At 39.4% G+C, this 8,313-nt stretch carries 8 protein-coding genes; 2 read left to right on the top strand and 6 right to left on the bottom strand.

All coding sequences use genetic code 11. The features are described 5' to 3' along the window. Positions 1-31 precede the first annotated feature (31 nt). From ndhI to AN486_RS13470, 6 genes are all read right to left on the bottom strand, one after another. On the bottom strand, positions 32-625 hold the full coding sequence (ndhI, locus tag AN486_RS13495) for an NAD(P)H-quinone oxidoreductase subunit I (RefSeq protein ID WP_027402454.1): 594 nt from the start codon (positions 623-625) through the stop codon (positions 32-34). A gap of 131 nt (positions 626-756) precedes the next feature. After that, positions 757-1,875 carry an NADH-quinone oxidoreductase subunit NuoH gene (nuoH, locus tag AN486_RS13490; RefSeq protein ID WP_015080283.1) on the bottom strand — a complete coding sequence of 373 codons (1,119 nt, stop codon included), beginning with the start codon at positions 1,873-1,875 and terminating at the stop codon, positions 757-759. Between the two features lie 485 nt (positions 1,876-2,360). Then, the gene (locus tag AN486_RS13485; protein ID WP_053538216.1) at positions 2,361-3,497 is read right to left on the bottom strand and encodes a citrate synthase; all 1,137 of its coding nucleotides are present in this window, start codon (positions 3,495-3,497) and stop codon (positions 2,361-2,363) included. 87 nt (positions 3,498-3,584) lie between these two features. Beyond that, positions 3,585-4,079: a phosphohistidine phosphatase SixA gene (sixA, locus tag AN486_RS13480; protein WP_053538217.1), complete on the bottom strand. Its 495-nt coding sequence runs from the start codon at positions 4,077-4,079 to the stop codon at positions 3,585-3,587. Positions 4,080-4,206: 127 nt separating this feature from the next. After that, positions 4,207-5,451: a hypothetical protein gene (locus AN486_RS13475; protein ID WP_290601046.1), complete on the bottom strand. Its 1,245-nt coding sequence runs from the start codon at positions 5,449-5,451 to the stop codon at positions 4,207-4,209. Further along, positions 5,448-5,870, bottom strand: coding sequence for a RusA family crossover junction endodeoxyribonuclease (locus AN486_RS13470; protein WP_290601044.1), 423 nt, complete (start codon positions 5,868-5,870; stop codon positions 5,448-5,450). Before AN486_RS13470 ends, AN486_RS13475 begins: the two co-directional genes overlap by 4 nt. Positions 5,871-6,212: 342 nt before the next feature. On the opposite strand from AN486_RS13470, the gene AN486_RS13465 reads away from it, so the two are divergent. Together AN486_RS13465 and AN486_RS13460 are read left to right on the top strand one after the other, a co-directional pair. After that, the gene (locus AN486_RS13465) at positions 6,213-7,232 is read left to right on the top strand and encodes an ABC transporter ATP-binding protein (RefSeq protein WP_190382675.1); all 1,020 of its coding nucleotides are present in this window, start codon (positions 6,213-6,215) and stop codon (positions 7,230-7,232) included. 526 nt (positions 7,233-7,758) lie between these two features. Continuing rightward, entirely contained in the window at positions 7,759-8,256 is a 498-nt protein-coding gene (locus AN486_RS13460) for a chemotaxis protein CheW (protein ID WP_053538220.1), read from the top strand. The last annotated feature ends 57 nt before the right edge of the window (positions 8,257-8,313 follow it).

Here is an 8,313-nt window from a genome sequence, read left to right as displayed (position 1 = left end):
CCCCTACCTCCCCTACCCCCCCTGCTTGCCTTCACCCGTCATTTTCGGGTTGACAGACTACTAGGTCTTCTGGACGAGAACCTGCACGGGGGGCATCGGCGGGGACTCCGTGAGGGTCCATTACGCCTTTAGGTAGGTAAACAAGTTCGCGCAGTGGTGTCACCATTGGATCGTTTGTAACTTTATAGGGTAATCGTCCCAGGGCTACACTATCGTAATTAAGTTCATGGCGATCATAAGTGGCTAGTTCATATTCTTCTGTCATGGATAAACAGTTGGTGGGACAGTATTCCACACAGTTACCACAGAAGATACAAACTCCAAAATCAATACTGTAGTGTTTGAGCTTTTTCTTTTTAGTGCCTTTGTCCATTTCCCAGTCAACGACAGGAAGATTAATGGGACAAACACGCACACAGACTTCACAAGCAATACACTTGTCAAATTCATAGTGAATGCGACCGCGAAATCTTTCCCCAGGAATCAATTTTTCGTAGGGATATTGAACGGTAACAGGTCGCCGTCTCATGTGGTCAAAAGTAACAGATAATCCTTGACCAATATAACGACCTGCTTGGACTGCTTCTTTGGCGTAATCACCAACTTGTTTGAGGAACTTTAACATTGTTTATGACTCTACTTTTGTCAGGTGATTGGTAATTGGTAATTGGTAATTGGTAATTGGTAATTGGTAATTGGTAGAATACTGATCCATTAGCCATTACCTATTAGCCATTACCCATTACCCATTAGCCATTACCCACCGAAGGCGAAGGGAAAGGCTAGTTTGAAGGCTGCGGTTAATAGGAGATTTACCAAGCCTATTGGTAAGAGAAATTTCCATCCTAAGTCTAGCAATTGGTCAATCCGTACCCGTGGTACTGTCCAACGAATGAGGATGGCAAAAAATACTAGTAAGTAGGCTTTAATCACGGTCATGGTAATGCCTATCACCGCTGTGACTACCTGAATGGCTGGGTCACTTTCGCTGACTCCTAACCAACCAGTGATCATCTCCAGGGGTATAGGACAATGCCAACCACCAAGGTACAAAATTGCTACTAGTAAGGCAGAAAGTACCAGGTTAATGTAGGAACTGAGGTAGAAGAGGGCGAATTTCATGCCTGAATATTCAGTTTGATACCCGGCAACTAGTTCTTCTTCTGCTTCTGGTAAGTCAAAGGGTAGGCGCTCGCATTCCGCTAGGGCGGCTATCCAAAAGATCACGAAACCTAATGGTTGTCGCCAAATATTCCAGCCGAGAATGCCAAAGTTAGATTGCTGATTAACGATGTCAACGGTACTAAGACTATTGGACATCATGGCGATCGCTAGTACACTCAATGCTAAGGGAATTTCATAACTGATGGACTGCGCTGCTGCCCGTAAACCTCCCAACAAGGCATATTTATTATTGGAGGCATAACCCGCCATTAATAAGCCAATGGGCTGAATACTCGATAATGCAATCCACAAGAATACGCCCATACCGACGTTAGCAATGATAATATTCTGTCCAAATGGCACAATTAAATAGGACAGAAATACTGGTAAAACGACAATAATTGGACCAATGGTAAATAGCCAAGGATCTGCTTTAGCGGGGATGATATCTTCTTTAAATACCAGCTTCAGACCATCTGCCACAGGCACTAACAATCCAAATGGTCCTTGGTATTCAGGACCAATCCGTTGCTGTGCTGCCGCAGAAATTTTCCGTTCTAGCCATGTGGCCACTAGGACACCTACTGTAGCCCCAATCAGCATCAATACCATTGGTAATGGCATCCATAGGGCTTTGGCCGCTCCTGGGGGTACGCCTAAGTCCTTGACAGATTGAATAAAAGTTCCTTGGAGGTCAATTCCTGGATTCATGTTTGCTGCTCTTTAAGTCAACGTGCTGATGAACTGTGAAGGATGAAATCAGTTATTCTAATTTTCATCTTTTGTCTTCAGCTTTAGTAATAATCTCTGCTGAGATGATGACCGATTGAAGTTCAATACATTTGCCAATTCATGAGTCTAGTATATCCTTGGATGGTTTTCACCATGAGACTCCACAAGACAACTTCTACTTATGGTTGGGATTGGGAATTGATGATTGGTGGGTGAGGAAATGGGCAAAAGTTTCCCCATTAAGTCGTTAAACAAGACAAATTAGCCGCTTCCCAGTTGGTAACGGTTGTCTATGGTCTACAAATTGTCTGATTTTCCCACACTGGCTGCTGTTGTCAAGTTGCCAATTTTAGCGGGTTTTGATTTTGGACGACAAGCCTCAATGGTAGATAGGACAGTTATCAATCTGCCCACTAGAGGACTTGAATTGAACATCCAAAATCTAGAGTTAATTTATTTGTTAGTTAACGTTGGTCAATGGGAGTGTAGGCGATTTCGTGACGACCGTTGTAAATTTGGGTAGGACGGAAAATCCGGTTTTCTACCAGTTGTTCTTTCCAGTGTGCTAACCAACCTGCTACACGAGCGATCGCAAATACTGGTGTAAACAAGTCTGTAGGAATTCCCATTTTCCTATACACTAAACCGGAATAAAAGTCAACATTAGGATAAATCCCTCTGTCACCCAGTTTTTCCGAAACTACCCGTTCCATTTCCACGGCTATTTCATAGTATTCGTCATAGCCAAATTTATCAAACAACTGCTCTGCCAAGCCTTGTAAGATTGTTGCGCGGGGATCTTTGACTTTGTAGACACGATGCCCAAAGCCCATAATTTTAGCTTTGCGTTTGAGAAGATCATCCACATAGGGGACAACATTCTCTACAGAACCAATTGCTTCCAACATCTGAATTACTTCTTCATTCGCTCCACCATGCAATGGACCGCCTAAAGTACCCACCGCACTAGCAACGACAGCATAGGGATCAGTTAAAGTAGAAGCTGTGACTCTAGCACTAAATGTTGAAGCATTCATTGTATGTTCAACATGAAGAATTAAGCAGATATCAAATATTTTGGCTGCTAAAGGATCAGGTTCTTTCTCGTTGAGCATATACAGGAAGTTAGCCGCATAGCCTAAATCATCTCTAGGCTTAACCGGGTCATTACCTTCTCGCATTAACTGGAACGCTGCTACCATTGTGGGAATCGTCGCTATTAAACGAACAGCCGCAGTCCGAATATAGACCGGATTATGTAAATCCCGACGAGAATAGAATAAACCTAAAGCAGCAGCCGAGGCTTGAAGCGCATCCATCGGATGACCGCTTTCAGGGAAACATTTCATCATGTCCCGAATGCGGTATTTGATGCGTCTGTGGAAGAGAACTTCATGCTCAAATGCTTTTAGTTCTTCCTTGTTTGGTAATTCACCCCAAATTAACAGATATGCAGTTTCTAGGAATGTACTTTTTTCGGCTAATTCCTCAATCCTGATACCACGATATTCTAGAATTCCTTTCTGCCCGTCTACATAACTAATACTCGACTGGGCTGCGGGAATGCCTTCTAAACCAGGCTTGTATTCGCATACCGTCATGGCAACACCATTTACTTTGTAAAATATCTGCTCACGCTAACTCACCAGAGACTATTTTCACCACAATAATTGCAGATGTAACAACTATTACAGCAGGTACTTGGGTGATGTCAACCAAAACATTTGACTACGACCCCAAGCTGAACCATCATCTGGTAGTTTTATTCCCATCATACCTGCTTTTTTGAGGATGAGGCTCTCTTTTGCTTCTCCCCACAGGAGAATTTCTGCCCAATGGCTTAAACTAGGCTCATGACCGACTAATGCTAGGTTGGTTTTCTGGGGATAATTCCTGGGTTGAAGCCATTCTTGCCACCAATTTTGAATATTACCATCAAAGCCAAGATGATCTGATGCTTCTAATTGGGAACTCAATCCAGCCGCAATGAGTATTTCTGCTGTTTGGTAAGCGCGGACTAGGGGACTGGTAAGAATTAGATCAAAGTGTAATTCTAGCTTTAGTAATTTTTGAGCTATTTTCTCGGTTTTTTGTCTTCCTTCTGGGGTGAGTTGTCGTTCTTCGTCTTTTAGGTTCGATTGATGTTCTTCGGCAATGCCATGACGGATTAAGTATAGTTCCATGTTTTTAGTTGGGTGTTTTTTATATGATTTTTTATTTCGCGCAAAGACGCAAAGAAGCAAAGGCGCAAAGAAGAGGGTAAAATTAGTAATTTCATATTAATATCTATATCAAAAGAATCTATATCTCTCATATTTTAGCCTTTGCTAATAATCCATATAACATTTCAATCCGTTTGTAATTAACTATATCAATAATAGTTACTTTTTTAGATTGAAATTCAAAAATGATTCGATATATTCCTACCTTGGCAATAAAATCATTATCTGAGCTTGAATTCAGTTGAGAAACTTCAATTTCTGAACAATCAGGAAATTTTTCTAGACAACTAATAGCATGACTAATCTTGTATTTCTCTTGAGTTGGTAAAGTATCAAGTGCTATTTGTGCGTTATCATCTAAAACTATTTCATTTTTGTTTAGCTGTTGATTTTTAGAGTCAGTAGAAAGATCGCAATACTCATCAGATAAGTGTTGAACTTCATTGAAAAAATTAGTTCCTCCTTCTACTTTTTCCAATATGTGCTTAATCTTTGCAAATATTTCATCTTTTTTTTCTGTTGGTTCGTCGTTTAACACAGAAACTAATATTTCTTGAAATTTCTGATTCCTTTGTGCTGTAGTTTCCTGAGTATTTTCGGTCATACTAACCATAATTTGCCCGAAAACCTGTAAAATTGCTATTTCTTCAGTTATATGAGAAATCCATTCTATCAATAACTTAACAACCAACATTATAAACGTAGGTAAAACCTCCGAATCTAGCTTCTGAATATAACCGTGAGCCAGACGATTACGCTTTTCTAAGTAAGCTTGAATAATATCAAATTCAGAAATTGATAACTCTCCCAAAGAGTACATTGATTTTATTAATTTTATGGCTGGTAAGCGTTCAATAGGAATTGATACATCAAATGCTCTTTTCCTTAATGCTCTCTCAAAAACACTCCAAAGAAAAAGAAAAGCAGGTTCAATATTATTATTTTCAATAAGCTTGCTAACTTGACGAAAATGGTCAGTTATTTCTTCCCAAGAAGGTAGTTCTTCCGATGTTCCTAGTAATGATTCTGCTTGTATATCTTCAGGTGTCACCAATAAAAAACGCCAGCCTGGATGTCTACTTACTTCTTCTGCTACAAATTGTAAACGCTCAACTGAAACTGGACGAATACTGGTTTTTACTTCAATTATTAAACCTATTAAACCAGATTCATTTTCATTCTTAGTAGCAAGAATATCGGGTTGATAATTATCCAAATCAAAGGGTAATTGATCTGCTTTCGGGTTTTGTATAACTGTAAATCCTTGATCACGATACTTCTTGATCAAAGATTCAACTTTCTCATCATGTAAACTTTTAGTATTGTCTATCATAAGTATTTTTCCAATGGTTGAGATTCACTTACTTTGACATAAACACATTCTTTACCAATCATGACACCTTGCTGCAATAATAAAGGTAAATTAGTTATATCAATTGGCTCAGATAAAAACCGACGATGACTCTCTACATCTGATATTAGTCCATCATCTTCATAAACTAACTCATTGAGTGCATCCTGAATGGGTTTAATAATGTTATCGGTGTCAAGTAGATTCAGATCACCATAATTATCACGACAAAGATAAATTAGCGTTAACTGTAAATTAGCATCTTTAATTGGACTGCTACCCGTCCAAACCTTTTGGGCTTCAGCACGAACAACAGTTTTCAATTCATTACGTCCTTTTGAACTTCCTTGTGATGAAACAGGCCCTCTGGGAATGAGAAATTCACAATATATTATTGACATTCCCAGTCCATCTCTTGATTATAACTTAATAAACTTAAAGCACCTTCCACAACTAATTCCTCAAATCTTTGGCATATCTCTAAATTATACCAAATTTATACCTGTTTCTTTGACTATATAGTTTCAAAAATAAATCAAATAAGTCGAGTTGATAGACGTACTGTATAGCTGAAGTATCAACAATAACGATAGAGATGAGCTTATCCCTATAGTTGATCATTTGGCTAAATCTGTATTGAAAATTATCTGAAAATGAAATATTCAACTCATCATGGCGATCGCCTAACTTGTACAATGAAAGATAGATTGTTGCGAATTGTATAGTTAAGGATTATAGCTGTCATGACTGCCGCTGTTTTCATCGAAAATCTCAAAAAAAGCTACGGTAATCTAGTTGCAGTCCAGGATGTTTCCTTTCAAGTCCAACCTGGAGAAATTTTTGGGTTACTTGGACCCAACGGGGCTGGGAAAACGACCACTCTCCGGGCTTTATGTACCCTAACAACGCCTGATACTGGGAAAATTGAGGTTTCCGGCATTTCTGTCTTAAATCACCCCAAGTTGGCTAGGCAAAAGCTGGGTTATGTAGCCCAAGAGGTAGCTTTGGATAAGGTGCTAACTGGACGGGAGTTACTACAATTACAAGCGGCACTGTATCATCTTCCTGGTGCGCTGATTAAACAGCGAATTAATACTATTTTGGATTTGCTGGGGTTACAAGAATACGCAGACAAAAAAACTGGCACTTATTCCGGTGGTTTACGCAAGCGGTTAGATCTAGCGGCTGGTTTACTTCATGCGCCGGATGTGTTGGTATTAGATGAACCAACAGTAGGATTGGATATTGAAAGTCGGGTTGTAGTCTGGAATTTCTTGCGGCAATTACGGGCTGGGGGAACTACTGTGGTAATTACCAGTCATTATTTAGAAGAAGTTGATGCTTTAGCTGACAGGGTGGCAATTATTGATAGAGGTTTAGTTATTGCTAATGGTACACCTTCTCAGTTAAAAGATCAGGTGGGGGGCGATCGCATCACCTTAAGAATCCGTGAATTTTCACCTCTAGAAGAAGCCGAAACCGCCAAAAACCTGTTAGCAGCCTTACCTTTTGTTCAAGAAATCATCATCAACAGCGCCCAAGGTAACTCTCTAAATTTAGTAGTTACTCCGCAAAATGACGTTTTGATCACGATTCAACAGGCGTTAAATCATGCCAATTTACCAATTTTTGGCATCGCTCAATCTCGTCCTAGTTTAGATGATGTTTACCTAGCAGCCACCGGAAAAACCTTAATGGATGCGGAATTAGCCGCTGTAGCCAATCGTGATCCCAAAGCGGAGAAAAAGCAAAATATGAGATAGAGAAAATAGAGAAAATAGCCAGGGCTGTTTCATTCTAAACATAATCCGCCCGGAACTAAGTAGGTGAACACAATAAAACCAAACTGTGTAAAGAAACGTAAAATCGCCCAAAACCTCTTTACTCTTGCCTTTTGCCTCTTGCCTCTTGCCCTGCCATAACGACAATTTTCAACGCCAACCTACTTAATAGGGTAGCGTGGCGTAACCCATAGTTCAGTTCTGGAAGAGACAATCCTACCGTATACTTGGCACAGGTAAGGTAGTATGGGAGAAAGTTAGAGGGTATTTGAAAAGTCTAATTTATTACTTGCAAGGGCAACTAGAAGTCGCGGCTACACAGACGAAACCCACCTTCGTGGGTTCAAAGACCTTGATTTTTCCTTAGTCCACGCAGGTGGACTTTGTTTGTGTAGTAGCGATTTCTAATCGCCGGAAACCTTTCAAACATCCTCTTATGGATTATGGAAACTTATGGTTATCCCATAAAACGAAAATAAACTGATTTTAATTATATTTACATTTACTTATGAAAAAGTTGCAAATTGACTTTAACCATCAAGCCATACATAATAGTCGAGAAGATGGCTATCTCAAATTTCAACTTAATCAACAAACTGGTGCTGTTTTATCCATTGCTCATACGCAGGAAGCAATTATTGTACCTGTGACATCGGTTACGGCTATTCCGAATATGCCTGCTTGTATATTAGGATTGATGAATTGGCGCAGTCATATAATTTGGGTAGTTGATTTACCGAAGATGTTTAATCTAGAATGTCTTGATCACCGGTTGCATCAGTATAATATTATTGTTATTCAAATAGAATCAATGATTTTAGGTTTAGTTGTCCAAGAAATTAAAGGTACAACCAAGTTTATTGCTGATGATATCCGTTCCCCTGTGGGACAAGTAGCATCTAGTTTAGTACCTTACTTATGTGGTTGTGTGGTACAACAAGAAGAAATTTTATTGGTATTAAATGCAGTACATATTTTAAGTTCAGATGTTTTTTGTATTAACTAATAATTAATACTCGAAAAAAGTGGTAATTTTTTATTTTATAGTTGTGGTGTGAGGAAT

The sequence above is a fragment of the Anabaena sp. AL93 genome, from assembly GCF_001672085.1.
Taxonomy (GTDB): Bacteria; Cyanobacteriota; Cyanobacteriia; order Cyanobacteriales; family Nostocaceae; genus Dolichospermum; species Dolichospermum heterosporum.
Note: the sequence above shows the minus strand (reverse complement) of the source record. Positions and strands in the feature narration are given on the sequence as shown.